This window comes from Devosia faecipullorum, from assembly GCF_015158295.1.
Lineage (GTDB): Bacteria > Pseudomonadota > Alphaproteobacteria > Rhizobiales > Devosiaceae > Devosia > Devosia faecipullorum.
Genome location: NZ_JACDXV010000005.1, coordinates 32,237 through 57,145 on the forward strand (window position 1 = coordinate 32,237; position 24,909 = coordinate 57,145).

General features: G+C 62.9%; 27 protein-coding genes. 20 read left to right on the forward strand and 7 right to left on the reverse strand.

What is annotated here, in order from left to right; all coding sequences use genetic code 11:
• Positions 1 to 66: 66 nt before the first annotated feature.
• On the forward strand, positions 67 to 627 hold the full coding sequence (locus H0482_RS11970; RefSeq protein WP_193730297.1) for a hemerythrin domain-containing protein: 561 nt from the start codon (positions 67 to 69) through the stop codon (positions 625 to 627).
• On the opposite strand, the gene H0482_RS11975 is transcribed toward H0482_RS11970, so the two are convergent.
• A complete protein-coding gene (locus H0482_RS11975; RefSeq protein WP_193730298.1) occupies positions 628 to 1,356 on the reverse strand; it encodes an SOS response-associated peptidase in 729 nt (242 codons plus the stop codon). It abuts the gene before it with no gap.
• A gap of 67 nt (positions 1,357 to 1,423) precedes the next feature.
• On the opposite strand from H0482_RS11975, the gene H0482_RS11980 reads away from it, so the two are divergent.
• The 7 genes from H0482_RS11980 to H0482_RS12010 all read left to right on the forward strand — a co-directional run bounded on the left by H0482_RS11980 (position 1,424) and on the right by H0482_RS12010 (position 5,788).
• Complete coding sequence (locus H0482_RS11980; RefSeq protein ID WP_193730299.1) at positions 1,424 to 1,825, forward strand: NUDIX hydrolase; 402 nt, start codon at positions 1,424 to 1,426, stop codon at positions 1,823 to 1,825.
• Positions 1,826 to 1,834: 9 nt separating this feature from the next.
• Positions 1,835 to 2,194 (forward strand): TIGR02301 family protein, encoded by a 360-nt coding sequence (locus H0482_RS11985; protein WP_193730300.1) that lies wholly within the window; start codon positions 1,835 to 1,837, stop codon positions 2,192 to 2,194.
• Positions 2,195 to 2,284: 90 nt separating this feature from the next.
• A complete protein-coding gene (locus H0482_RS11990; protein ID WP_230989606.1) occupies positions 2,285 to 2,563 on the forward strand; it encodes a hypothetical protein in 279 nt (92 codons plus the stop codon).
• 63 nt (positions 2,564 to 2,626) lie between these two features.
• Positions 2,627 to 3,169: a hypothetical protein gene (locus tag H0482_RS11995; protein WP_193730301.1), complete on the forward strand. Its 543-nt coding sequence runs from the start codon at positions 2,627 to 2,629 to the stop codon at positions 3,167 to 3,169.
• A gap of 128 nt (positions 3,170 to 3,297) precedes the next feature.
• Positions 3,298 to 4,128, forward strand: a complete 831-nt coding sequence (locus H0482_RS12000; protein ID WP_193730302.1) for a helix-turn-helix domain-containing protein — start codon at positions 3,298 to 3,300, stop codon at positions 4,126 to 4,128.
• Positions 4,129 to 4,274: 146 nt separating this feature from the next.
• Positions 4,275 to 5,366 (forward strand): OmpA family protein, encoded by a 1,092-nt coding sequence (locus H0482_RS12005; protein ID WP_230989607.1) that lies wholly within the window; start codon positions 4,275 to 4,277, stop codon positions 5,364 to 5,366.
• Positions 5,367 to 5,377: 11 nt separating this feature from the next.
• Positions 5,378 to 5,788: an AprI/Inh family metalloprotease inhibitor gene (locus H0482_RS12010; protein WP_193730303.1), complete on the forward strand. Its 411-nt coding sequence runs from the start codon at positions 5,378 to 5,380 to the stop codon at positions 5,786 to 5,788.
• 78 nt (positions 5,789 to 5,866) lie between these two features.
• On the opposite strand, the gene H0482_RS12015 is transcribed toward H0482_RS12010, so the two are convergent.
• A complete protein-coding gene (locus tag H0482_RS12015; protein WP_193730304.1) occupies positions 5,867 to 7,189 on the reverse strand; it encodes a dihydroorotase in 1,323 nt (440 codons plus the stop codon).
• A gap of 118 nt (positions 7,190 to 7,307) precedes the next feature.
• Here H0482_RS12015 and ygfZ point away from each other — a divergent pair, with 118 nt between their 5' ends.
• The 3 genes from ygfZ to H0482_RS12030 all read left to right on the forward strand — a co-directional run bounded on the left by ygfZ (position 7,308) and on the right by H0482_RS12030 (position 9,379).
• On the forward strand, positions 7,308 to 8,135 hold the full coding sequence (gene ygfZ, locus H0482_RS12020; protein ID WP_193730305.1) for a CAF17-like 4Fe-4S cluster assembly/insertion protein YgfZ: 828 nt from the start codon (positions 7,308 to 7,310) through the stop codon (positions 8,133 to 8,135).
• Positions 8,136 to 8,216: 81 nt separating this feature from the next.
• A complete protein-coding gene (locus tag H0482_RS12025; protein WP_193730306.1) occupies positions 8,217 to 8,828 on the forward strand; it encodes a YfbR-like 5'-deoxynucleotidase in 612 nt (203 codons plus the stop codon).
• Positions 8,829 to 8,941: 113 nt separating this feature from the next.
• Positions 8,942 to 9,379, forward strand: a complete 438-nt coding sequence (locus H0482_RS12030) for a hypothetical protein (protein WP_193730307.1) — start codon at positions 8,942 to 8,944, stop codon at positions 9,377 to 9,379.
• Here the strand turns inward: H0482_RS12030 and H0482_RS12035 are convergent.
• The 3 genes from H0482_RS12035 to H0482_RS12045 all read right to left on the reverse strand — a co-directional run bounded on the left by H0482_RS12035 (position 9,376) and on the right by H0482_RS12045 (position 13,547).
• Positions 9,376 to 10,347: a cell wall hydrolase gene (locus H0482_RS12035; RefSeq protein ID WP_230989608.1), complete on the reverse strand. Its 972-nt coding sequence runs from the start codon at positions 10,345 to 10,347 to the stop codon at positions 9,376 to 9,378. The two genes, H0482_RS12030 and H0482_RS12035, sit on opposite strands and share 4 nt — an antisense overlap.
• Positions 10,348 to 10,636: 289 nt before the next feature.
• Positions 10,637 to 11,185, reverse strand: a complete 549-nt coding sequence (locus H0482_RS12040) for a hypothetical protein (protein ID WP_193730309.1) — start codon at positions 11,183 to 11,185, stop codon at positions 10,637 to 10,639.
• A gap of 76 nt (positions 11,186 to 11,261) precedes the next feature.
• Positions 11,262 to 13,547, reverse strand: a complete 2,286-nt coding sequence (locus tag H0482_RS12045; RefSeq protein WP_193730310.1) for a putative PEP-binding protein — start codon at positions 13,545 to 13,547, stop codon at positions 11,262 to 11,264.
• Positions 13,548 to 13,646: 99 nt separating this feature from the next.
• Between H0482_RS12045 and ispH the strand changes: the two genes are divergently transcribed.
• Together ispH and rnhA are read left to right on the forward strand one after the other, a co-directional pair.
• Positions 13,647 to 14,618 (forward strand): 4-hydroxy-3-methylbut-2-enyl diphosphate reductase, encoded by a 972-nt coding sequence (gene ispH / locus H0482_RS12050; protein WP_193730311.1) that lies wholly within the window; start codon positions 13,647 to 13,649, stop codon positions 14,616 to 14,618.
• Complete coding sequence (gene rnhA / locus H0482_RS12055) at positions 14,615 to 15,085, forward strand: ribonuclease HI (RefSeq protein ID WP_193730312.1); 471 nt, start codon at positions 14,615 to 14,617, stop codon at positions 15,083 to 15,085. The genes ispH and rnhA overlap by 4 nt, the downstream gene beginning before the upstream one ends.
• A 153-nt stretch (positions 15,086 to 15,238) precedes the next feature.
• On the opposite strand, the gene H0482_RS12060 is transcribed toward rnhA, so the two are convergent.
• Complete coding sequence (locus H0482_RS12060; protein ID WP_193730313.1) at positions 15,239 to 16,258, reverse strand: polyprenyl synthetase family protein; 1,020 nt, start codon at positions 16,256 to 16,258, stop codon at positions 15,239 to 15,241.
• Positions 16,259 to 16,424: 166 nt separating this feature from the next.
• Here H0482_RS12060 and H0482_RS12065 point away from each other — a divergent pair, with 166 nt between their 5' ends.
• The 4 genes from H0482_RS12065 to H0482_RS12080 all read left to right on the forward strand — a co-directional run bounded on the left by H0482_RS12065 (position 16,425) and on the right by H0482_RS12080 (position 19,300).
• Entirely contained in the window at positions 16,425 to 17,132 is a 708-nt protein-coding gene (locus H0482_RS12065; RefSeq protein WP_230989609.1) for a tRNA1(Val) (adenine(37)-N6)-methyltransferase, read from the forward strand.
• Positions 17,133 to 17,178: 46 nt separating this feature from the next.
• On the forward strand, positions 17,179 to 18,021 hold the full coding sequence (locus tag H0482_RS12070) for a S49 family peptidase (RefSeq protein WP_193730315.1): 843 nt from the start codon (positions 17,179 to 17,181) through the stop codon (positions 18,019 to 18,021).
• A 9-nt stretch (positions 18,022 to 18,030) separates the two neighbouring features.
• A complete protein-coding gene (locus H0482_RS12075) occupies positions 18,031 to 18,264 on the forward strand; it encodes a hypothetical protein (protein WP_193730316.1) in 234 nt (77 codons plus the stop codon).
• A gap of 112 nt (positions 18,265 to 18,376) precedes the next feature.
• Positions 18,377 to 19,300 carry a glycine--tRNA ligase subunit alpha gene (locus H0482_RS12080; RefSeq protein WP_230989610.1) on the forward strand — a complete coding sequence of 308 codons (924 nt, stop codon included), beginning with the start codon at positions 18,377 to 18,379 and terminating at the stop codon, positions 19,298 to 19,300.
• A 148-nt stretch (positions 19,301 to 19,448) separates the two neighbouring features.
• Here H0482_RS12080 and rnk read toward each other — a convergent pair whose 3' ends face one another.
• Positions 19,449 to 19,859, reverse strand: a complete 411-nt coding sequence (gene rnk, locus H0482_RS12085) for a nucleoside diphosphate kinase regulator (RefSeq protein WP_193730317.1) — start codon at positions 19,857 to 19,859, stop codon at positions 19,449 to 19,451.
• A 359-nt stretch (positions 19,860 to 20,218) separates the two neighbouring features.
• On the opposite strand from rnk, the gene H0482_RS12090 reads away from it, so the two are divergent.
• From H0482_RS12090 to glyS, 3 genes are all read left to right on the forward strand, one after another.
• A complete protein-coding gene (locus H0482_RS12090) occupies positions 20,219 to 20,773 on the forward strand; it encodes a LemA family protein (RefSeq protein ID WP_193730318.1) in 555 nt (184 codons plus the stop codon).
• Positions 20,774 to 20,889: 116 nt separating this feature from the next.
• Positions 20,890 to 22,800: a DUF2207 domain-containing protein gene (locus H0482_RS12095; RefSeq protein WP_193730319.1), complete on the forward strand. Its 1,911-nt coding sequence runs from the start codon at positions 20,890 to 20,892 to the stop codon at positions 22,798 to 22,800.
• Positions 22,801 to 22,873: 73 nt separating this feature from the next.
• Positions 22,874 to 24,898 (forward strand): glycine--tRNA ligase subunit beta, encoded by a 2,025-nt coding sequence (gene glyS, locus H0482_RS12100; RefSeq protein ID WP_193730320.1) that lies wholly within the window; start codon positions 22,874 to 22,876, stop codon positions 24,896 to 24,898.
• The last annotated feature ends 11 nt before the right edge of the window (positions 24,899 to 24,909 follow it).

Below are 24,909 nucleotides of genomic sequence, written 5' to 3' on the forward strand. Positions count from 1 at the left end.
GCCGCTGCCCCGGTCACTCCCCTGTGCCTTCTTGCGTCAGCGCGCGCGCGGCACCATGTGATGGCCATGCTGCTCAAAGACATTCAATTTCTCGACGATTCCACCCGTCCCGCCATTCCCGACCTGCCCGGCCTGACCGAGGCCCAGAAGGCGCCGGGAGAACATCTGCGCATGATCCACGATCATCTGCGCGACAATATGGTGACGCTGGGTCGCCTCATCGCCCGCGCCGCCGAAGGCAAGGCCAGCGCCCAGGAGGTCGAGGCCGAGACCGCCGATCTGGTCATGGTGTCCAATTATCGCCGCTTCGGCACGCTGTGCGGGCAATATTGCCAATTCGTGCACGGCCATCACTCCATCGAGGACCGGGCGCTATTTCCCTCGATCGCGGCCCAAGGCCCCGCCTTCAAGGCCATTGCCGACCGACTCACCGCCGAGCACGTGGTCGTCCATGAATTGCTCGAAAGGCTGATCGACGCCCTTATCCGCCTCGCCGATGCACCGGGCAGCGGGCATTTCGAGGATGCGGTGAGCGTGTTCCGCGCGCTGGAAAAAGTCCTGCTCAGCCATCTTGGCTATGAGGAAGAAGCCATCGGGGACGCGCTGGGCTATTTCGACATCATGTAGTCAGAACAAGTCCATCTGCCCGCCTGCCACTTTCTTTTTGGGCGGCTCCGGTTTTTCCTCGGCGACTTCCTCGATCAGCCCCGGATCGTCGTCGCGGGCTGAATTGACCCGGGTGGAAACCGGATGGAAGCGCAGCACGCCGTCTTCGAGCGGCCTGGCCATCGCCGCCGCCTCGGCCGCCCGCACCTCGCGGACATTGAGCCAATCGTCCTGGCTGCGCTCGTCCAGCAGGATGGCCGGCATGCGGTGGTGAATTGCGGACAATTGCGCATTGGCCGGCACGGTGATGGTGGCGACGCTGTCGATTTCCTCGCCCTCGGGTCCGCTCCAGGTCGCATAAAGCCCCGCCAGCGCCATGGGCTGGCCATCGGCGCGGGTGATGTAATAGGGGCGCTTTTTCTTGTCCGGCCCGGTATGCCATTCATAATAGCCACTGGCCGGAACCAGGCAGCGCCCATGCTTGAGCGGATCGCGGAAGGCGGGTTTTTCCGCCATGCTTTCGGCCCTGGCATTGACCAGCAGCGGAAAATCGCGCGGATCCTTGACCCAGCCGGGCACCAGCCCCCAGCGGGCGAAATGTCCCTCGCGCCGCCCGGCGCTCTCCCAGATGGCAACGATTGGCTGGGTCGGCGCGATGTTGAAGCGCGGCAGGAGGTTGATACTTTTGATCAGCTTGAACAGCTCGACCATCGCCTCGGGCGGAATCGTCGACGCATAGCGCCCACACATGGCATGTCTCCTTCACCTGTTGAGGGATAAGCTCTCCGCAAACGAATCGCAAACCAGCTTCAGGGCCATGACTGACCAAGCCAATGCCGCCAGCGTCGGCATCGTGAAACACGGAAAAATTCTGCTGATCAAGCGCGCCCTGGCGCCCTACCAGAACCTGTGGACTTTTCCCGGCGGGCGCATGGACGATGGCGAAACCATCGAACAATGCGCCATCCGCGAAGTACAGGAGGAATTGGGCCTTCTGGTGCGCAATCCGCGCCATGTCATGACCCAGTCTCTGGGCCGTGACGGCACTTATCGCCTCGCCGTCTTCACCACCACTGACTATTCCGGCACGATCCGGCCCTCCGAGGAAATTGCCGATTACAAATGGGCCGATCCCGGCATGTTGCTGGCGCTGCGCACCACATCCAGACTCGATGACGTGATCAGGGAATGCTTCCGCGTCCTGGGACAAAACTGGTAGAAGCGGGGCATGAAGCGTCTCGTTCCCCTGCTCCTTGCCCTCAGTCTCGCCACCCCGGCCCTCGCCATCGACCCGCCCTATCAGCGGCAGATGGAGCGGCTGTCCGAGATCATGGGCAGCCTTTATTATCTGGAGCCGCTATGCAAGGCCGGCGAGGCGGATTGGCGGGCGGAAATGGCCGAGCTGATCGCTCTGGACGAACCGGACGAAGACCGCCGCCAGCGGCTGGCCGGAGCCTTCAATGGCGGCTATACCGCCTTTGCCCGTTTCCACCGTCAATGCACGCCCGCCTCGCGCGAGGCGCTGCTGCGGCTCCTGTCCGAGGCCCAGCGCCTCTCGCGTGAAATCCATACGCGCTTTGCCGAATAGGGCCGGGCCTTCTTACAATTGCCTACCCGGCGTTAACCTTTGCATTACTTCTCCCGCGCGGGGTTGGCGAGTGCGTGTTATGCCCCATGCATGAGCACAACCAAGTCCATCTTCGCGTCCACCTATGGAACCGGGCCATTCGAGCGCGGCCAGGCCGAGCGTCAATTGGCGCTGGAATATCTGGCGGAAGCCTGGAACGGCGCCGAGGAAGATGGCCTCGAGAGTGCGTCGCTGGCCCATGCCTCGCTGTTCGCGGCACTGGCTACTTTCGTGCGCCTGCATGGCGATGAGGCGACGGCCGATCTGGTCGCGCAATTGCCGGAGCGTATCCGCAATGGCGAATACAATCTCGAACGCAGCCTGCAATAGGCCAAAACGCCTTACCGGCACCGCATACTGGTTCTAATCTCCCAGCAAACGGGAGAATCGATCATGCGCCTCGCCCCTGCCCTTGCCGCCCTTTTCGCCCTCTGCGCGCCCGGCTTCGCAGAGGAGGAATGGGTCTGGCCCGTTCCCGAGATCAGTCGGGATATTTCCGCCCTGCCCGCGCCCGCGCAGGCGACGCGACAGGCGCTGATCGAGGCGGCCCGCAGCGGCGACATCGAGGCGCTGCGGCCCATCATCGAAGCGCAGGACTATCCGCCCAATGTCAGCTTCGGCGATCCCGAGGACGCGGTGGCCTATCTGCGCTCCGAATCCGAGGATGGCGAGGGCCGGCAGATCCTTGGCCTGCTGCTCGACCTCCTCGACCAGCCCTATGCCTTTCATCCCGATAGCAGCGGGGAAACCTATTATATCTGGCCCTATCTCGCCGAACTCGACCCCAATGCGCTGACGCCCGAACAGGAAGTGGACGCCTATCGCCTGCTCGACCGCGCCGGCCTTGAAGATGTCAGGCAATTTGGCGGCTGGTATTACTGGCGCCTGTTCATCAGCGAAACCGGCGAATGGTCGGCCTTCGTCGCAGGAGATTGAGGTCGGTCCGGCTGCGGTGCCCTTTTTGGACGTTCGGACCCGAAGCAATAGTCGCCAAAATCTGCTGTGATGGAGATCGTCTCACCGGGCGTTGTCCCGGACGCGAACTCTAAAATGGGGGAGAGGACATGCGGCTGGACTATTTTCTTCCCTCTGCGGGGATGCAAAATCTACTAACCATTCACGCTGGCGTCGACGATGTTACGGATGCCTGCGTCGAGGTCCTGCCCGCCATGTTGCCCAATCTTCATATCCGGGTGGCGGGCCGCAGCAGCCTGGAATTTGCCGATGGCAGCCATTTCGATGCTCCCCCCGTTGCGTTGATCGGCCCGACAACCGGCGCCTATCGCGTCACGCTCAGCCAGGACTGTCGGATCGCCGTGGTCGGATTGCTGCCACTTGGATGGGCAATGCTGGTGCGCGTTCCCGCTTTTGCATGCGCGGACAGGGTGCTCGATGGTGCCGACATCTGGGGACCACGCGCGGCAGCGGAAGTTGTCGAGCGCCTGTGGGCGACGCCCTTCGATGGCAGCCATGTCGGTTTGGTCGAGGCGCTTTTGAACCGACCCGCCGGTGCGGAAGACCATTTTCTACGCCAGATCGCTGGGATCGACCATTGGCTCGAACGCTCTGCGTCCCTCTCGCTTGACGCATTGGGCGCTCGGGTAGACTTGGGAGACCGGCAGATGCGGCGCATCGCGCTTGAATATTATGGCGCCCCTCCAAAAATCCTTGCCATGAAATACCGGGCCCTGCGCCTGGCTGCCGAGATGTGCCAGGGCGGCGGCTTGGGCGAGACCCTGCAGGCCTATGCCGACCAATCGCACATGATCCGCGATTTCCGTCGGTTCGTCGGCTGGACGCCTGCGGCCTTCCAGCGGGATCACAATTTGGCGGCGGCGACGCTGTCGGGGCGGCGCAGGGCGGGCGCCGCACGACCACTGGTTCTGTGGAGCTGATCGGGCTCGGGTGCCGCGCCGATGTCCGTTTTGTTCAATACGGCGTCTGCCCGGGCAATCTAGGTTTTGATCAATCCGCTTGAGATTGGGTGGGAATGTCCGGTGTCCGTGTACGGCGCGGGGGACGGGCGCTGCCGGAGTTGCCTATGGCCAAACGTTACCTGCAATTGCTGTTCATGCTTGCCGCGCTTTTCTGCACCAACGCCCTCCCCACGCTGGCCGATGCGACGATCCCGATCGCCGATATCGAGGGCGCGGCCGACACCGGGCTTATCAAACGGTATGAGGGCGCCTTCATCGTCTCCTATGAGAGCCACGCCTATGCCGAGTTGCGCATTCCGCTGTCGCCACTGCAGCCGGGCGCATCGGGCGAATATGATGCGATGAACAACCGGATCTATCGCCCAGAGCGGGCGGAGACACTGGAGGGCAAGGTGACACGGCTCGTCTACGTGGTTCCGGAAAACCGGTCACCGCTGGAAGTGCTGCGCAATTATCAAGACGAAATCGCCGCGGCCAACGGACAGGTCGAATTCGAGTGCAAGCGCGACGAATGTGGCGGAGACGCCAATCGTGCCGCCTATGGCGGCGGCAACAAGATGAGCCTGATGCAGTATTTCTTTTATGAATCTGACATCAAGGACGCGCCCTATTCGAACGGGGCATGCGCGGTGACGTCCCGCATCAATGACCAACATTTCACGGCGGCGCGAATTCCGCAGGGGGACGCCACCGCCTGGGTGGCCGTGCAGACTTTTCAGCTCGATGCCGGCACCTATTGCAAGGCACTCAACGGCCGGACCATCGCCGTCGTCCATGTTCTTGAACCCAAGGCTCGTGAACAAAAGATGGTGCTGGTCAAGGCGGAGGACATGGCCGACGCCATCGACCATGACGGCAGCATTGCACTCTATGGCATCTATTTCGATACGGCGAAGGCAAACCTGACGCCGGACTCCGCGCCGACCCTCAAAGAGATCGCGGCTTTGCTCGGGGGTCGACCGGAACTGGCGGTCCTGATCGTCGGCCATACCGACAGCCAGGGCAGCTATGACTACAATCTCGATCTGTCCGCACGCCGCGCCGATGCCGTCAAGGCTGCACTCGTTTCGAGCTATGGCGTTGATGCGCGCCGCCTGACCGCTGCGGGCGCAGGCATGATGGCCCCCGTCGCGTCCAATGCCACCGATGAGGGGCGAGCCAGGAACCGTCGCGTCACCATCGTGCCGGTGAATTGATGGGCCGGACAATGATGAACAGCCGGACACGGCGCCTTTTGCGACGTTTCATTGGCAGCGCCTGCCTTGCCCTGTCGTTGCTCCTGGGGTCGGGCGTACAGGTCTCGAACGCCAGGGATGTCGTCGCGATTGCCGGAGATCATGCCTTTTGGGAGGATTTCGAAGGGGGCACAATCTGCCAGGTGACCCTAGAGAATGTAAGGACTATCGGCGGGTACGTTTTGAGCGGCGACGAGCAGTGCATGGCGGCGTTCGAGCTGTCGGACGATCCCTATGCATGGTTTGTCGATGACGTGGGACAATTGGTCATCACCGATGTGACGCGCAAGGTTCTGCTGCGCTTCGAGCCGCTAGAGAACGGCTCGTTTTACGCGCGACGCGAGAACGAAGGGCTGAACAACCTCAATTTGACGCGAGACTAGCGCGATCCGGCCCAGGTCGCGGCAAGTCCGCTCCTGGATGCGCCCGCACATTTTCGGACAGCCCGCCCCCTTCCGACCCTAACCCAAGGCCTCCAGGAACCGCATCGGCTTTCCCTTGTTCGGGGTCACCAATTCGCCCTGCCACATCACCTTATGACCGCGCACCACGGTGCCGACCGGCCAGCCGGTCACCGATACGCCATCATAGGGTGTCCAGCCGGCGCGGCTGCTGATCCAGTCATTGGTGATGGTTTCGCGCCGCTTCATGTCCACGATGGTCAGGTCGGCGTCGTAACCAACCGCGATCCGGCCCTTGTTGGCGATACCGAACAGCCGGTTCGGTCCATGGCTGGTCATGTCTACGAAGCGCTGCAAAGTCAGCCGTCCCTGATTGACGTGGTCCAGCATGGTCGGCACCAGGGTCTGCACGCCGGTCATGCCCGAATGGCTATCGGGATAGGCATGGTCCTTTTCTGCTCGCGTATGAGGGGCGTGGTCGGAGCCCAGAATATCGGCCACGCCATTGGCGACGCCCTGCCAGATGCCCTCGCGATGCGCCTTGTCTCGCACCGGCGGGTTCATCTGCGCATAGGTGCCGAGCCTCGTATAAGCCGTCTCGTCCAGCGTCAGGTGGTGCGGCGTCACTTCCACGCTCGCCACGTCCTTGTGATCGGCGAGATAGACCATCTCTTCCCTGGTCGAGATATGCAGCACATGGATGCGCTTGCCGGTCTTGCGCGCCAGATTGACCAGCCGCGTGGTGCAGCTCATCGCCACCTCGGGCGAGCGCCAGATCGGGTGGCTCGACGGATCGCCGGGAACGCGCAGTCCCTTGCGCTCCTCCAGCATATATTCATCTTCGGAATGGAAGGCGGCGCGGCGCGAAATGGCGCGCAATATGGCTTCCACCCCATCGTCGTCCTGCACCAGCAGCGAGCCGGTGGACGAGCCCATGAACACCTTGATGCCGGCGCAGCCCGGCAGCTTTTCCAGCATGGCCAGTTCCCCGACATTGTCGTGGGTGCCGCCGATATAGAAGGCGAAATCGCAATGCATGCGGTCGGTGCCGGCGGCGATCTTGGCCTCGAAGGTTTCGCGGGTCGTGGTCAGCGGATTGGTATTGGGCATTTCGAACACGCCCGTCACCCCGCCCATCACCGCGCCGAGCGATCCGGTTTCAAGGTCTTCCTTATGCGTCAGCCCCGGCTCGCGGAAATGCACCTGCGTATCGATGACGCCGGGCAGGATATGCAGGCCCTTGCAATCGACAATCTCATCGGCGCTGCCCGCGATACTGCCCAGGGCGGCGATGCGCCCGTCCTTGACCGCAATATCGGCCAGACCTTCGCCGTCATGGTTGACCAGACGGGCATTCTTGAAAATCGTGTCATACTGCGCCATGTCTGAATTCCCCGGCTGGTTGGATTGCGTCTGGTTCTAGAAGCTGGCCGCCTTGTCTGTCCATCCCACGCGCGGGCCATTCCCGCGAAAGCGGCAACCCCTTTGCGTGGAGCTTGTCATGGCCACGATCCTGCGCGCCGACCGCGCCCTGTTCCGGTTTTCCGGAGCCGATGCCCATAAGCTGGTCAATGATGTGGTCACCGGCCATGTCCCAGACAAGGAGGGCGAGGCCGCCAGTTGGGCGCTGCTTTCGCCGCAGGGCAAGATTTTGGCCGAAGGGCTGGCCGTGTGGCGTGAGGACGCGGTCTGGCTCGACACCCATCTCAGCGTCGCAGACGATTTCTTCAAGCGCATGCGCATGTATCGGTTGCGCGCCAAAGTGGAGATCGATGATCTTCGCGCCACCCATCGCGTCGGCTTTTCCCGCGAGGATCTGCCCGGCGCAGCGCGCGACCGGCTCGGCCCCGTGCAATTGGGCTGGCAGGTCATTGCCCTTCTTGAGGATACAGCCGATTGGGTCGAGGACGATAGCGCCTATCACGCCATCCGCATCGCCAATGGCATCCTTCATCAGGGCAATGACTTTCCGGCCAATGACGCCTTCGCCCACGATATCGGCCTCGACATCCTCGACGGCATCGACTTCGTCAAAGGCTGTTATGTCGGCCAGGAAGTGGTGTCGCGCATGAAACATCGCGGCACCGCACGGCGGCGTCCGGTCATCGTCTCGGGCATCGAGACGGCGGCGGCGGGCAGCCCCATCGAGGCCGGAGGGCGCGATGCGGGAAATATCGGCCAGGTGGTGGACGGCAAGGCGCTGGCTATCCTGCGGCTGGACCGGATCACCGATATCGAGGCTGCACGCGTGGACGGGAAGCCGGTACGCCTCGCACTGCCCGATTGGGCGAATTATCGGTTCGGCGAGGCTGGTGGCGAGGCCGAATAGCGCGGGTCGTCACGCTCCGTTCTCGAATCGGCTTGATCTGCTAGTCTTGGTGTTAACAGTCTGCCAACCAATTCGAGCCTGATGTCACGCCAAAGCTTTCGTGCCTGGCAGCGCATGCTGTCCGGTCGCCGCCTCGATATTCTCGATCCCTCGCCCGTCGATGTGGAATTGTCCGACATTGCCCATGGGCTGGCGCGCGTGGCCCGCTGGAACGGGCAAACCATTGGCGACTATCCCTTTTCTGTCGCCCAGCATTCGGTTCTGGTGCTCGAATTGTTCCGCGCCGCCAATCCCGGCGCCACCCCCGAAGCGCAATTGCAGGCGTTGCTCCACGACGCGCCCGAATATGTCATGGGCGACATCATCTCCCCCTTCAAGGCGGCGATGGGTGGAAATTACAAAGATGTCGAAAACCGTTTATTGTCAGCGATTTACCTGCGCTTCTCCCTGCCCGCGACCATGCAGGCGACTATCCGCAAACAGGTGAAAAAGGCCGATCAGGAAGCCGCCTTTTTCGAAGCGACTCACCTCGCAGGTTTCGATCCGGCCGAGGCCAGCAAGCTGTTCGGCGCGCCGGCCCAGCCGGCTTTTGACGTCGAGGCTTTCGACCGGCTGATCCGCCCCTGGCCCACTCAACAGGCGCATGTGCGATTTATCGAGACATTTGAAGCCATTAGCGTCCTGGCCTCCTGAGCCCTTCAGAGAATATTAACCATAATCGCGAATTTCCGTCGCTGGCTGGCGGCAAGATGGTTACTGATCCGTTAAGGCAAGTGTGCCGAATTGAGACAGACCGAGTCGCCGCCATGAACCTGCCGACACGTCACATGCTTTTGGGAATGACGCTGGGCGCCATCTGCGCCTCGGCCCTGGCCGCCATCGGCCCGGGTTATGTTTTGCCGGCATTGGCCGACGAAATGCCGGCAGGTTTCGACACCGGAAAACTGGTGAAGTTCGGCGACCGCGAATACCAGGTCCGCTATGCCGACTGGGTTTCGACCGATCCGCTATCCAGCGCGCAGGTCAAGAAGATCGAGGCCGGCAAGGTCAGCTATGTCAGCATCACCACGACGGCCACCGGCACCTATTCGACCGATGCCCTGACCTCGAAACACGTGCTCTATCCCGGCATTGAAGTCGAGGAAGTCGGGCCCCGCGGCAATTTCTTTGCCTTCTGGTCGTTCGGACGATGGCAGGGCATGGCGACGTCCAACGGCAATTCCTTCATTGCCATCGGCAATTAGCCGAAAAGCCAGCCGCGCTTGAACTTGTAGAATACGTGCAGCCCGATCTGGGTCACCTTTTCCATGCGCGGAGCCCAAGGGGGCCGCACATAGGTGGCGTGGTAATGGGTCGCGTCGCCCACTTCGGTCAGATAAAGCGTATTGCCGGCCACCTGGCGGGCAATGTCTTCCGCCTGTTCCCAGGGCTTGCGCTCGTTGACCACTTCGGGAATGCCATCGCAGGCAAAGGAGAACTGGCAGGCATTCTTGCGATGCTGGTTCTGAAACACCACGCCGCAGATCGTGTCGGGATAGCGGTGATCCTTGGTGCGGTTCATCACTACCTGCGCCACCGCCGCCTGGCCGCGATAACTCTCGCCGCGTGCTTCGAAGTAGATCGCCGTCGCAAGGCACCAGAGCTCGCGATCCGAGACCTTAAGGTCTTCGGGCGCAGGCGATTGCACCGTCACCGGCATATCGGCACGGGCATAGGCCAATTGCTCGGGCATGGTTTCGGGCATGGTCACGCCCAGATTGTCGCGGCTGCCGGGTGCAATGCCGGCAATGGCGTCGAGCGCGGCCGCGGCATTGGGGTGGAGCGAAGCCACCGACATACGCGGGCCGGGCTCTTCAGCCTCGCCCGCATCGGCAAAGCTCGATTGGCCGAATACCGCCGGATCGGCGGGTGCGCGCAAAGCGGCAAGGCGCGTCCGCGCCGATTCAAAGCTTTTGGCAATGGCCATGGCATCGACAGCAGGACGAACCCGGTCGGTCTTTTCGGCGCGATTGGGGCCGGTAAAGCCGGCGGCGGCGAACAGGTGATCGACCGAGCCGGTAATGATGGGGTCGACGCCCGAATAAGTGAGACTGGCGAGCGCGGCTTGCGGCGCCGGCTGTCCCGGCACTCCATAATCGCCCAACGGGCCGGATGCGGGGCCGAACGCGCCATTGGCGAGGCCCAGATAGGCAAGGGATGCGACGACGCCCATTGTCATCGTCCTGACAAGGGCAAGTCCCCGGCTAACCGCTCTGACCCGGTGCGGACGCACCTGGGGCCGGTGGGAAAGGGCCATAAACGCTACTCAACGCTACACTACAAAACTCAAGCCCGGCAAATGTGACGCTCAAATGCCGGAGAGCCTGATCATCTCCTATTAGGGTTAGCGCGGAGTAAATGGGGTTCGCGGCCACGACAGGGCGACGTCATGGCAAAGGTGCGGTAGGCCCGGGAAATGGCTGCGGCATAATGGACGCGGGGGCCGCCGGCGTCGGCTCGTGTCAGGAACAAGCAGCCACGACCGGCACGACGTTCTGGGCAAAGGCATCCACGCGGAAGCGGACCGAAAGGGTCCGGGCGCTGGTGGGAGTGACCCGCACGGTGAGATTGGTGACGCCTGCCAGATTGTCGATAAAGGTCAGCGCGTCGCGACTATTGTCGATCAGAACGGCGGTGTTGTCGGCATTCACAGGCAGGGTGCTGCTGCGCCGTGTCAGATCATATTGCAGCGTCATGCCCACATCATTGCCCAGCGAGGAGAGGGTATTGCCGGCAAAGCCGAACGCGATCTGCAAGCCATTGGGCTGGCAGGACACGGTAATGGTGGCCGGCGCACGGCCGCTGGGGCGCGCGGGGATCAATTGCTCGGATTCAAAGACCACCGCACTTGCATCGGGTAGTGAGGATGCCGTGCGGAACACCTCGTCGTAACAGACGAGCCTTGCGCCATCGTCGTCGATGGCGGCGCATTGCGCACCCGTCTGGGCATTGGCCTGCCCGCCCAGAGCCAGAAATACCGGCACAGCCAGAACGACAAGAAATCTTTTCACGAGCGCAATGCCCCTTCACTGTGGCCCGATGACCGGCCTATCGCCTTGCCCCTATATGGGTATTTCCTGCGCCAGTTTAAGCCGAAGCCTGCGCCAAGGTCAGCCGGGCCACCGGAACACGATAGGGTGAGCAGGACACATAGTCGATGCCGAGCCCGGCGAAAAACTTGAGCGATACCGGATCGCCCGCATGTTCGCCGCAAATGCCGATCTTGAGCCTTGGATTGGCTGCCCTGCCCCGCTCGATGGCAATGGCGATCATCTCGCCCACGCCCTTTTCGTCGATATTGACGAAGGGATCGCGCTCATAAACGCCCTTGCGCTGATAGGCGGCGAGGAAAGTGGGCGCGTCGTCGCGGGAAATGCCAAAGGTGGTCTGGGTCAGGTCATTGGTGCCGAAGGAGATGAAATCGACCAGCGCCGCGATGTCGCCGACCCGCAGGCAGGCGCGCGGCAATTCGATCATCGTGCCCAGGGAAAAGTGCACGCGGTCGGAATGAGCGAGCCCGGAATTGTTGAGTACGGCCATGGCGCGTTCGCGCACCCATGCGACTTCGCTGGCGGTGGAAACGAAGGGGATCATCACCTCCACGGCCACCGGCTCGGCCTGCTTTTCGCTGGCAGCCCTTGCACCGGCGAGGACAGCCTGCATCTGCATTTGCAGGATTTCGGGATAGGTGATGGCCAGCCTGACGCCGCGATGGCCGAGCATGGGGTTGATTTCGGCAATCCGCTCCAGCCGCAGCCGCAGGGCGCGGACCGCCACGCCGAGCGAAGCGGCGGTTTCCTCGATTTCCTCATCGGTGCGCGGCAGGAATTCGTGCAACGGCGGATCGAACAGCCGCACATTGACCGGCAGGCCCTTCATCGCCGCAAAGAGCGTCGAATAATCGCCGGTCTGGTAGTGCACGAGCCCCGCAATGGCCTTGGAGCGCGCATCCTCGTCTTCGGAGAGGATCATGCGGCGCAGCGCCACCATGCGCTCGGGCGAGAAGAACATATGCTCGGATCGGGCAAGGCCAATGCCCTCGGCGCCGAAGCTCAGCGCCGTCTGCGCGGCTTCCACGGTCTCGGCATTGGTCCGCACCGCGATGGTGCGGCTGGCATCGGACCATTTGAGCATTTTGCCGATGGCCCCGCCGATCTGCGGCTGCGCCAGCGGCAAGGTACCCAGATAGACCGCGCCATCGCTGCCATCGATGGTCAACCGGTCGCCGGCGCGGAATTCGCGATCCCCGATCCAGCAGGCCATTTCGGTGGCGTCGACGGCCAGCGTCCGCACGCCGGCGACGCAGGGCTTGCCGGTGATGCGGGCGATCACCCCGGCATGGCTCGACATGCCGCCACGCGCCGTCAGGATGCCGGTAGCCGCCTTCATGCCCTCGATGTCGGCCGGGCCGGTCTCATTGACCACGAGGATGCAATGCTTGCCCCTGGCGCGGAGCCGCGCCGCATCCTCGGCGTTGAAAACGATGATGCCGCTGGCCGCGCCGGGTGAAACACCCAGCCCCATGGCGATGGGCGACACGCCCTCAGGCGATTTAAGGCGCGGGTGCAGAACCTGGGCCAGCCGATTGGGATCGGCGCGGGTCACGGCATTATGCGGGGTCCAGATCTTGCGCTCGACGCGATCGACTGCCGCTTCAAGTTCCGCCCCGGCGCTGGCCTGAACCGAGCGGGCGGAGAGAAATTGCACGTCGCCGCGATGCACGGCGACGAGGCAACTCATATGACGTCCGGCCTTGGCGTCGAGCAGCGCGATCAGGGCATTGACGTTGTCCGGAAGGCGCGGCAACAGCCCGCCGGTGAGCGGCGCCGGGCCCAGCGCCCCGGTGGTGACATTGCGGGTGACGAATTGCTCGATCGCGCCCTCGGCGACGGCCTGCACCAATACGATCTGGCGCGCCCGGTCATCATCGGACCGCACGCCCCAGCCGCGACCGGAAAAGCCGTAGGATTCGAATGCCTGCTTGATGGCCCGCGCCAGTGGCCGCGCCGGATCGACGGCATCTTCGGGCGCCGCCGGAGCCGCGATGCCGATCCGGGCCGGCATCAGCCCGCCATTGTGGCTGGCGGCAGAGGTGCGCACGACCAGCATGGGCGGCTTGCCATCCTTGCCGACCAGCTTGAAGAGGCACGCGACCCAATGGGTGCGCAACCTTATGTCGCGGCGACCACGCTCGGCCTGCAATTCGTCCCAGGCGGCGCGGGTAATGGCGATGGTGGGGATAGTAGGAAAGCCCGCCTCGCCGACGCGAAAGATCCAGCGGGCCTTGCCGGCGAGCAGTTTGAGCTGGCTGGCGCTCAGGTTCGCGTTCCCCAAAGCGGGAACAATCGCAAACATTTCCTGCGCCAAACTCACGACGACTTTCCTTCCTAGGCTGAAAACACATATTGCCCATGCCCCGCGCGGCTGCAACAGCACTTGACTTGCCGGGGCTCTGAAAGCATCTGATCTGGCATGGAAAAAAGGCCGCACCTCGACATTCTGCTCTGCGCCCCGCGCGGATTTTGCGCCGGCGTGGATCGCGCGATCCAGATCGTTGAACTGGCGCTGAAAAAATACGGCGCGCCGGTCTATGTGCGCCACGCCATCGTCCACAACAAATATGTGGTGGAGAGCCTTGAGGCCAAGGGCGCCATCTTTGTCGAGGAACTCGAGGAAATCCCCGATACCGAGGCGCCGGTGGTCTTTTCCGCCCATGGCGTACCCAAGAGCGTGCCGGCCGAAGCGCGGTCGCGCAACATGTTCTTCCTCGACGCCACCTGCCCGCTGGTGTCCAAGGTGCATGTCGAGGCGTCGCGCCATTTCGAGGAAGGTCACGAAATCGTGCTGATCGGCCATGCCGGCCATCCCGAAGTGATCGGCACGATGGGCCAATTGCCGCAAGGCGCGGTCAGCCTCATCGAGACCGTTGAAGACGCCAATCGGTTTGAACCGAAGGATCCGCAGACGCTGGCCTTCGTCACCCAGACCACTTTGTCGGTCGATGACACGCGCGAAATCGTCGCCGCGCTCCGGGCGCGCTTCCCGGCAATCAACGGGCCGCACAAGGAAGACATCTGCTACGCTACCACCAATCGGCAGGAATCGATCAAGGCGGTGGCGCCGCGCGTGGAGGCGATGATCGTGGTCGGCTCGCCCCATTCCTCCAATTCCCAACGGCTGGTGGAAGTGGCCCTGCGCTCCGGCTGCAAGGTCGCCACGCTGGTGGACCGCGCCAGCGATATCGACTGGTCGCTCTATGACAATCTCGGCTCGCTGGGTGTCAGTGCCGGGGCCTCGGCCCCCGAAAGCCTTGTGGAAGAGGTGATTGACGCCTTTGCCGAACGCTACAGCGTCAAGGTCGAGACGGTCACCACCGCCGAAGAGCACATCGCCTTCAACATCCCCAAAATCCTGCGCAGCCTCGAAGCGAATGCGGGCCGATGAGCGATGTGGTCATCATCCATACCGATGGCGCCTGTTCGGGCAATCCCGGTCCCGGCGGCTGGGGCGCGATCCTGCAATTCGGCCGGCACCGTAAGGAATTGAAGGGCGGCGAGGCCCTCACCACCAACAACCGGATGGAGCTCACCGCCGCGATCGAGGCGCTTACCGCGCTCACCCGGTCCTGCACGGTCGAAATTCACACCGACAGCCAATACGTGAAAAACGGTGTCCAGAGCTGGATTCACGGCTGGAAGCGCAATGGCTGGAGAACCGCGGACAAGAAGCCGGTAAAAAATGCCGAACTCTGGCAAGCGCTGGATGAAGCGACCAAACGGCACGAGATTTCCTGGCATTGGGTCAAGGGCCACAATGGCGACGAGTTGAACGAGCGCGCCGATGAACTGGCCCGCGAAGGCATGGCTCCGTTCAAGCCGCAAAAGGCCGAGAGCTTCACGCCGCCATTTTAGGGCACTTGCTGTTTCGCGCAGGACGCAGATGCGGGCCCCATCAGTCGGCATCATCCCCTGTCACCTTCCTTCGTCATTGCCTAGCTTGTCCGGGCAATGACGAAGTAAGGTGGTGCTTTCGGGTCTTCCTGCCGGGAGGCAGGCGGGGCTGCTTCAGCTGGCGCGACCGACGCTGTGGTCCACCACTTCGGCGAGGATGGTTTTCATCTCGCTGTCGGGCAGGGAGGCGAGGGCGGCGATGGCAGCGCTTGCATGGTCCTGCGCCTTGTCCAATGTCCGGCGCAAGGTGTCGTAGCGGTTGAAGATCGCAACCACCTGATGCACTTCGAGGTCGCTGGCATCTTCGTTGCCGAGCGCGGCAGCGATGAGAGAGCGTTCGCTCTCGCTGGCCGCCTGTAGCGCCAGGATGACCGGCAGGGTCATCTTGCCCTCGCGCAGGTCGTCGCCGACATTCTTGCCCAGCGCGCCGCTCTCGCCGCCATAATCGAGGGCGTCGTCCACCAATTGGAAGGCATTGCCCAGTTCGAGCCCATAAAGCGCCAGTGCTTCGCAGCCTGCTTCATCGGCGCCGCCCGACATGGCGCCCACCTTGCAGGCGGCTTCGAACAATATTGCGGTCTTGGCGCGGATGACTTCGGCATAGTCCTCGGCGCTGGTTTCGAGGTCGCCGGTCTTGGCGAGCTGGAACACTTCGCCCTCGGCCATGACGGCGGAGGCGGCAGAGAGCACGCCCAGCGCCGCGATGTCGCCAGTTTCCACCATCATCATGAAGGCCTGACCGAGCAGGAAGTCGCCGACGAGAATGGAAGCCTTGTTTCCCCAGACCATGCGGGCGGCCGGCTTGCCTCGGCGCATGTCGCTTTCGTCCACCACATCATCGTGCAGCAGGGTCGCATTGTGCATGAATTCGACGGCGGCGGCGAAATTGATGGCATGGCCCTTGCCGCCGCCGAACAGCAGCGCGGCGGCCACGGTCAGCATCGGGCGCAGGCGCTTGCCACCACTGTCGATGAGATAGCGGGCCAGTTCGGGCACCATGTCCACATGCGACTGGGCGCGTTGCAGGATCAGGTCATTGACGCGCGCCATGTCCGCAGCGGTCGCGGCCATCAGCCGTTCGACCGGGTTCATCTCCAGCGCTTGCTTTTTCTGGGGCAGAACTGACACCGCCATTACGTCCTTGTTGCCTTGTGCGGCAAATCGGGTTGAGACCGTCCCAGCGAGCCATGTAGGATCGCGCAAAACCAGCCAGCCGGGTGCGATGTCCCTAGACCAGCCAGCCGATCTTGTAAAACACCAAACGCCAACGCGCGATGCCTTTTTGGGCGGCATATTGTCTATGTCACAGCCGCGCAACGGTTTTCGCGCCGGGCTCGATTCGGTGCTGCTCGGCGCTTCCGTACCGGAAGGAACGAAAAACCTGCTCGATCTGGGAGCGGGAATCGGCGCAGCGGCGCTGGTGGCGCTGGCGCTGGGGCGGGCCGAGCGGGCGACGCTGGCGGAGCGCGATGCTGACGCCCTGGCCCTGGCGCGGGACAATATTGCCGGCAATGGCTTTGCCGATCGCGCCCTGGCCATCGAAGCCGATGTCACCGCCAAGGCCGATCTGCGACGGGCGGCGGGGCTGGACGACAATGAGCACGACGTCGTCATCGCCAATCCGCCTTTTTTCGCTGCAGGACGAGGCACCCTTGCGCCAAAGGCCGACCGGGCCGGTGCCAGGCATATGGCGGTGGGCGATCTCGACCTCTGGCTGCGCTGCGCCGCCTCCAGCGCCCGGGCGGGTGGCAAGGCGATTGTGATTTATCCCGCCGAAGGATTGGCCGAACTGCTCGCCGCTTTCGCCAAGCGTTTCGGGGCCGTCACCATAATGCCGCTTGCGCCGCGCCCTGGCGCTGCGGCGACGCGCGTGCTGGTGCGCGGCGTCAAGGGTTCGCGCGCGCCGCTGACCCTGCTGGCGACGCGGGTGCTGCATGGGGCGGAGGACAATGGTTTTGCGCCCGAATTCGATGCGATTTTGCGGGGAAAAGCGGCGCTCGACTGGTAATTCGCCGCGACCGACCTAAATCTTGCGGAAAATCAAAGGAGTGGCCATGAACCAGACGCACGCGCCGAAGCGCCATTGGCTGAGCCGGATCATGCGCCGCAAGCCGGTCATTCCCGTGGTGCGCCTGCATGGCGTCATCGCCGCCGAACAGCGACCGGGCCGGCTCAATATTGCTTCGGTCGAGCCCCTGCTGGCCCGCGCATTTGCCATGAAGGCGGCGCCGCTTATCGCCATCGTCATCAATTCGCCGGGCGGCTCGCCGGTGCAGAGCCGGTTGATCTCCAAGCGCATCCGCGACCTTGCTGACCAGCACGGCAAGCCGGTTCTGGTCTTTGTCGAGGACGCGGCGGCCTCGGGCGGCTATTTCATCGCCGTGGCCGGGGATGAAATCCTTGTCGATCCGTCTTCCATTGTTGGTTCCATCGGCGTCATCATGGCCAGTTTCGGCTTTGTCGGTGCCATTGACAGGCTGGGCATCGAGCGCCGCGTTCATACGGCGGGCCGCAACAAATCCACGCTCGACCCGTTCCTACCGGAAAAGCCGGAAGACGTGGAACGCATCAAGCAATTCGAGCTCGATATCCATCAGGTATTCATCGATCACGTGAAGGCAGGCCGCAGGGGGCGGCTCAAGGCCGACGACGACACCTTGTTCACCGGCGAATATTGGACCGGCCTGCGGGGGATCGAACTGGGTCTTGTCGATGGCATCGGCGATCTTCACGCCACTTTGCGCGAGCGCTTCGGCGATGAGGTGGTGCTGAGGCATATTGCGCCGAAACGGCCATTCTTCGCGCTGCCCCGGCTGGGATTTTCCGCCCAGTCGATGGTAGAAGACGTCACCCATTCCATTGAGGACCGCGCCGTCTGGGCGCGTCTGGGGCTCTAGGTTTTTCTCATGCTGCTGCGCATCCTGCTTATTATCGGCCTTGTCCTGCTCATCTATTTCGGCCTGCGCCGCATCTGGCTGGACTGGTCCGGCAAATTCAAGAAGGACGAGGAAGATGCCCGCCTCGCCCGCCGCGAGCGCGATCTGGCTGAGCGCCAGCGCCCGGATGTGATCGAACTCAAGCGCGACGAGGACGGTACCTATCGGCCCGGCGGCAAGGACGGGGCCGACAAGCGCCATTGACCGTTCGGGGCCGTCAAACTAGAGGTTTGTCCGCCTTGGAGCGTTTCAGGCAAGGTTGCGCCGGCTTCGCGGCCCGGAAACGCGACCAAGCCAATTGCCGCAGGACTTTATCATGAATGCTCGCCCCGCCCATATGGACCCGAAGAATTCGTTCCAGGGTCTGATCCTGACATTGCAGCAATTCTGGGCGGAACAGGGTTGCGTCATCCTGCAACCCTATGACATGCAGATGGGTGCGGGCACGTTCCATACCGCGACGACTTTGCGGGCGCTGGGCCCCAGGCCCTGGAAGGCGGCCTATGTGCAGCCCTCGCGCCGCCCCACCGACGGGCGCTATGGCGAGAATCCCAACCGGCTCCAGCACTATTACCAGTTCCAGGTGATCCTGAAGCCCTCGCCGGACAATATCCAGCAGCTCTATCTCGACTCGCTTTCCGCCATCGGCCTTGATCAATCGTTGCACGATGTCCGCTTCGTCGAGGATGATTGGGAAAGCCCCACCCTGGGCGCCTGGGGTCTGGGCTGGGAGTGCTGGTGCGACGGCATGGAAGTCAGCCAGTTCACCTATTTTCAGCAGGTTGCGGGTTTCGAATGTTCCCCGGTGCCCGGCGAAATCACCTATGGGCTCGAACGGCTCGCCATGTATGTGCAGGGCGTCGAAAACGTCTATGACCTCAATTTCAATGGCCGCGAAGGCGCTGAAAAGGTCACCTATGGCGATGTGTTCCTGCAAAACGAGCAGGAAAGCTCAAAGTATAATTTCGAGGCTGCCGACACCGAAATCCTCTTCCGCCACTTCGCCGACGCGGAAAAGGAATGCCGCGCCATCCTCGCCAAGGGCGCGGATGGCAATCGGCAGACCATGGCCATTCCGGCCTATGAGCAGGTGGTCAAGGCTTCGCATAATTTCAACATGCTCGATGCGCGCGGCGTGATCTCGGTGACCGAGCGGCAGAGCTATATCCTGCGCATCCGCGAGCTGGCCAAGGCCTGCGGCGAAGCCTGGTTGCAGACCGCCGGCGGCGGCGCGGAATAGACTGGGCGGCGCATCCGCCGCATTGCAGTTTTCGTCATTGCCTGGCTATCCTCGGACTTGATCCGCGGACCGGGCAATCCAGTTCATCGATGCATGGACCACCCGGACGAGCCGGGTGGTGACGATGGATCGGACGATCGAGAACTGATTACTCGGCCGAGACGGAGGCTTCCACGTCCAGCACGGTCAGCATGTGGCGACGGTCGGCGCGGTCGCGCCAGGTGATGGACTGGCCCTTGCGCAGCCCGATCAGGGCGGTGCCGATGGGCGTCATCACCGAAACCTTGCCCTCATCGATATTGGCGTCAGCCGGATAGACGAGAATGACCGACACTTCCTTGTCGTCATTGGTGCGATAGGTGACGCGCGAACCCATGCGGGCGACGTCCTCGGGCACTTTCTTGTCTTCGACGACGCGGGCGCGGTCGAGCTCGCCGAGCAGGCGATCGGCCAGTTCGGGCATGCGGTCGAGACCGGCAATGGCCAGTTCGTTGAGCTTGGTGTGATCGGCCTTGCCCAGCAGGATGGCGGGCGACAGGTCGCGGCGGATTTCGTTCATTGCTAAATCTCCTCGGGCTCGGGTGCAGGCCAATAGCCGCACGCGGAGCGATAATTATGAATTGGGGGTGACCGGCGCCGGGAATAGGATGTGATATACCTTGAGCCCTAAACAGGCTCCGGCGAGAGCGTGCCTAGGGCGTCTATCCTGCGAGCAGAATGGTGCAGCGATGGAAAAGGCGCGTTGTCATAATATGAAAGCTAGGGATTACGTGGCGGAAGTCAAGCCTGCCGGCTAAGCGCGCCGTTGCATTGGCTGGCTTGACCTGACAGTGTTCGCCATAATTCAAGGTTCTTCCGGTTGCGTCCCGAGCCGCTGAGCCGTTGTTTTCTGATCGGGTTGCTTGGGAGTTTTCGCCTATGGAATGGGTCATCTTAGCGATAGTGCTTGGCCTCGCCGGCTACGCCATCGTCATTTACAATAGCCTGGTGTCCAACCGGCAGATGGTGAGAGAAGGCTGGTCGGGCATCGATGTGCAGCTCAAGCGCCGCACCGACCTCATTCCCAACCTGATGGAAACGGTGAAGGGCTATATGGCCCATGAGCGCGAAACGCTCGATGCCGTGGTCAGCGCCCGCGCTCGGGCCACGAGCGCCGCCGCCGCGGGACCGGAAGCCCGCGCCAAGGCCGAAGGGGAGCTTTCCGCTGCCCTGGGTCGCCTGCTGGCTATTGCCGAAGCCTATCCGGACCTCAAGGCCAATACGACCTTTCTCGAATTCCAATCCGCCTTGCAGGCCACCGAAGACGAAATCCAGATGGCCCGCCGCTATTACAACGGCGCGGTGCGCAATCTGAATATCCAGGTGGAAAGCTTCCCCTCCAACATCATCGCCAATGCGTTCAAGTTTACCCAGAGCGAATATTTCGAGCTGGAAAACGACGCCGAGCGCGCTGTGCCGCAGGTGAAGTTCTAATCTGGATTTGAAGGGGCGGGCACAACCCGAGGCCCTTGTGAGCCGCAGCGCCGGCCGATAGCGCCGCACCCCCACCCCGACCCTCCCCTCAAGGGGGAGGGGGCGACGGAGCCGATATGTCGAAACCCGCTCTTTGCACCCGCATTGTTTTCGCGATGGCGCTGTTGTTCGCGCTTGCTTTCCCTGCACACGCTCGCGAGGAATTCCGCGCCTATGCCAGCGATGTGACCCTGCTCGTGGACGGTTCGGTCTCGGTGGTGGAAACCATCGACGTCAATGCCGAGGGCGTGGATATCAGGCGCGGCATCTATCGCGACATCCCGGTGACCATGCTGGGCGAGAGCGGCAACAAGATCCGCATCGCGCTCGAAGTGCAGGCAGTGACGCGCGACGGAAGGGCGGAAATTTTCCGGGTCGAGCGCATGGGCGATTTCCAGCGCATCTGGATCGGTGATCCCGACAATCTCCTGCGCCGGGGCGAGCACCGCTATGCGATCCATTATACGATGGAGCGCATGGTGCGGCCCAGCGCCGATGGCGGCGACGAACTCTATTGGAACGCCACCGGCAATTATTGGGACTTTCCCATCCTCACCGCCGTGGCGCGCGTGCGTCTGCCCGAGGGGGCGGTGATCCGCAATCTTTCCGCCTATAGTGGCGCGGCCGGATCGACCGAGCAGGCCGTGACCATAACCCGCGAAAGCGACAATAGCGCCATTTTTCGCAGCCAGCGCGCCCTGGGGCCGGGCGAAGGCATGAGCTTTGCCCTCTCGTTTCAGAAAGGCATCGTCGCCTATCCCGAGGGGGGCGACGCCCTGTTGCAGGCCATTTCCGACCAGCGCGAAACCCTTTTGGCTGTCGGCTCGGTGCTCCTGCTGCTGCTCTACAATTTCACAGCCTGGCTGCGCGTCGGGCGCGATCCGCCCAAGGGCACGATCATTCCGCTTTTCCACCCGCCCAAGGGCTTTTCGCCGGCCCTTACTCATTACGTGCATAAATGGGGTTTCGGCAATTCGGGCTGGAACGCCATGACGGCGACGATTTTCGACCTCGGCGTCAAGGGCCTGGTGCGGATCGACAATGCGGGCAAGGAATTGACGGTGATCGCCACCGGCAAGCAACCGGGTGAAAAGCTGTCAGTCGGCGAACAGGTGCTGTTCGACTATTTTTCCGCCAAGGGATCGGTCGCCTTCAACAAGGAAAATGGTCCCGATCTCAACACCAAGCGCGGCGAACTCACTGCCGCAATCGAACGGGAAAACCGCGCCGTCTGGTTCAACAACCATACCGGCTTTGCGGTGCTGAGCTTTGTTCTGGCTGCCGCCATGATCGGGGCCATGGTGTTTTTCGATGTGCTGGAGCCAGTCTGGCTTTTCGTCGCCGTGGTCGCCGGCATCCTGGTCGGCATCATCGGTTCGGCGGCGTTCGGCGCCATCAAGTCCGGCAATTGGTTCAGCCGCCTGTTCGTCCTGGCCTGGATCGGCATTTTCGGCGCCAATTTGACGGGCGGGGCGCTGGACATCTTTACCGGGCTCACCATCAACAATGCCGCTTTGGCCGCCGGCTCGCTGGTGGTGATCAGCGTGGTGTTCTCCATCCTGATGCGCGCGCCCACGGTGCAGGGCCGCAAGGTGATGGACGAGATCGACGGCTTCAGACTCTACCTGGAAACAGCCGAAAAGAACCGACTCAACATCGTAGGCGAGCCGCCCATGTCGGTGGAGCGCTTCGAGCGCATCCTGCCCTATGCCATCGCGCTGGGCGTGGAAAAGCCGTGGTCGGAGCATTTCGAGGCCGAACTCGCACGCAATGCGGTGAGCGATGCGCGCGAGGGCTATAGTCCCGGCTTTTATTCGGGCGGGCGCTCCTTCTCCTCGGGCAGCCTGTCGAAGGCCATCGGCACCGCCTCGGCCGGCATGGCGGCGGCAATGGTTGCGGCGCAACCGGTGCAGGCCTCGTCTTCGGGCTCGAGTGGCGGCGGGTTTTCGGGCGGCGGCGGCGGTGGCGGCGGCGGCGGCGGGTGGTAGACCCCGCTTGCCGATAGACAAGCCAGCGCCCCCGCGCTAATCACGCACATTCCTCAAAATCCGGTTATTCCCCATGCCCGAACTTCTGCTCGAACTCTTCTCCGAGGAAATCCCCGCCCGCTTCCAGCGTCGTGCGGCGGAGGAGCTCAAGAAGGCCGTCACCAACGCATTGGTGGATACGGGCCTGGTCTATGAGGGCGCCAGGGCCTTCGCCACGCCGCGCCGGCTGGCGCTGACGATTTCGGGCCTGCCAGCCCGCTCGCCCGATACGCGCGAAGAAAAGAAGGGCCCCAAGGTCGGCGCGCCACAACCGGCCATCGATGGCTTCCTGCGCGCTGCCGGGCTGTCTTCGATCGCCGAAGCCAAGGTGGAAAGCGACCCCAAAAAGGGCGATTTCTACGTCGCCTCCATCGAAAGGCCGGGCGCTGATGCAGTGGACCTGCTGTCCTCCATCCTGCCCAAGGTCATGACCGATTTTGCCTGGGCGAAGTCGATGCGCTGGGGTTCGGGCAGCTTCAATTGGGTGCGTCCGCTGCGCGCCATCACCGCCACTTTCGGCTCCGAGAATGATGAGCCGGTCCTGGTCCCGTTCGCGATAGGGGGGCTGGAATCCGGGCAGACCACGTTCGGCCACCGCTTCCTCGCCCCCGATGCGATCCGCGTGAAGCGCTTCGAGGATTATTCGGCGGCGCTGGAACGCGCCAAGGTGGTGCTCGACATCGACCGCCGCAAGGACATCATCCGCAATGATGCCGACAATCTCGCCTTCGCGCAGGGCCTCACGATCATCCATGACGAGGGACTGCTGGAGGAAGTGGCCGGGCTGGTGGAATGGCCCAATGTGATGCTGGGCAGCTTCGATCCGGAGTTTTTGAAACTCCCTGAAGAAGTGATCATTGCCACGATCCGCGCCAACCAGAAATGCTTCTGCCTGCGCGATGGGGCGGGTAAGCTCGCGCCCAATTTCATCATTACCGCCAATACGATCCCCACGGATGGCGGCGCTGCGGTGGTGGCCGGCAATGAGCGCGTGATCCGCGCCCGCCTGTCCGACGCCGCCTTCTTCTATCAGGGCGACCTCGCTATTCCGCTCGAGCATGGCCTGCCCAAGCTCGAAGACATGGTGTTCCATGCCAAGCTGGGCAGCCAGTTTGCCATGGTGCAGCGTCTGGTCAAACTTGCGGCGGGCATCGCGCCGCTGGTGGGCGCCGATGTCGAAACCGTCAAGCGCGCGGCCATGCTGGCCAAGGCCGATCTCATCACCGGCATGGTCGGCGAATTCCCCGAATTGCAGGGCCTGATGGGTCGCTATTACGCCAGCGCTCAGGGCGAGAAGCCAGAGATCGCCCAGGCCATCGAGATGCATTACAAGCCCGTCGGTCCCTCCGACCGTGTGCCGATCGAGCCGGTGTCCATCGCCGTGGCTCTCGCCGACAAGCTCAATGTGCTGTCCGGGTTCTGGTCTATCGACGAAAAGCCGACCGGCTCGCGCGATCCCTTCGCGCTGCGCCGCGCCGCTTTGGGTGTGATCCGTATCATCACCGAGAACGGGCTCAAATTCCCGCTCGACGTCGAGCCGGACCTTCTGGCCTTTTTCCACGACCGCCTCAAGGTTTCCCTGCGCGATGCCGGCGCGCGGCATGATCTGGTGGATGCGGTTATTTCCACCGACAGCAATGACATCCTGCAGATTACCCAACGGGCCGAGGCGCTTTCCAGCCTGCTGGCAACCGATGACGGCGCCAACCTGCTCGCCGGCTACAGGCGCGCCGCCAATATTCTCGCTGCCGAGGAGAAGAAGGACGGTACCGTTTATGCTGGCGCCGTCGATCAGGCAGCGCTGAAATTGCCTGAGGAATCGGCGCTGGCCGTAGCCATCGACGCCGTCCATACTGCTGTGGCCGCTCATGTCGGCAAGGATGATTACAAGGCCGCGATGGGCCAACTGGCCACGCTGCGCGCGCCGGTCGATGCGTTCTTTACCGCGGTTCTGGTCAACGATGCCGATCCGGTCGTGCGGAAGAACCGGCTCAATCTGCTGGCCCGGCTGCGCGACACCATGCATCTGGTGGCCGATTTCGGCAAAGTCGCCGGCTAGGGGGGCGGGCG